At 46.4% G+C, this 859-nt stretch carries 1 protein-coding gene; it reads right to left on the bottom strand.

The genetic code is table 11. The features are described from left to right. Positions 1-806, bottom strand: an 806-nt coding sequence (locus OGY19_RS01785) for a cadherin-like domain-containing protein (RefSeq protein WP_286596195.1), incomplete at its 3' end; no start/stop codon positions are given. Positions 807-859 lie beyond the last annotated feature (53 nt).

Raw genomic sequence — 859 nt, 5'->3', positions numbered from 1 at the left:
CCACTGACGTTAGCTTTGTCTGCGCCTTGGGTATCAGCTGTATCTCCACTAGATACGCCTCCTGTCAGTACGTTGCCACTGACTGGATTAGGTACGCTGTCTTCTGTAATGCTATTCGTGTCAGGCTTCGCAACAGGTGCGTCATCTATAATCGTAATCGTTACGGTATTCGTTGTACTATTGCCCTGAGCATCCTTAGTGGTATAGCTAAACGTATCCTCAACATTATCGCCATTTGACGGTTTAGTCAGTGTGTATGTGTAGTGACCATCTTCATCAATGCTGAACGTCCCATATTGAGTCGAACCATTAGTAACGGGTACTGCTTTGACCTCGGATGGTAGGTTCACTGTATCTGTTACGGTATGACCAGTACCCGCAGTTGAACCACCCGCAAGACCACTCTCATTGACAGTATTGGTAATTGGAGCTGGTGTTAGATTGACATTTGCCACATTAATCGTAAGCGTTGAATGAGATAAATCACCATCCGCATCACGTACCGTATAAGTAAATACATCCTGTGCATCAGCTGTTACTGCATCAGCGGTTGATACATAGGTATAACTGCCATCGGCATTTAAGGTGATATAGCCATATTGACCATCAATCCTGCCTCCAACGCCACCAGCACTGTTCGTTGCAGTATCACCAGATACTACACCAACCACTGCACCCGTATTCACCCAACCATCTGCGCCAGCAGTATCATTTGTTAATACACCGTCAGCAGCAAGTACGCTCAGCACACCACCTTCACTAAGGCTACCAGTATCTGCCACAGCAGTTGGAACATCATCAATCACTTGTACAACCAGACTACCTGTTGTGGTTACCCCTCCTGCATCTGTGACACTCA

This window comes from Citrobacter sp. Cy070, assembly GCF_030332245.1.
GTDB classification, from domain to species: domain Bacteria; phylum Pseudomonadota; class Gammaproteobacteria; order Enterobacterales; family Enterobacteriaceae; genus Citrobacter; species Citrobacter youngae.
Note: the sequence above shows the minus strand (reverse complement) of the source record. Positions and strands in the feature narration are given on the sequence as shown.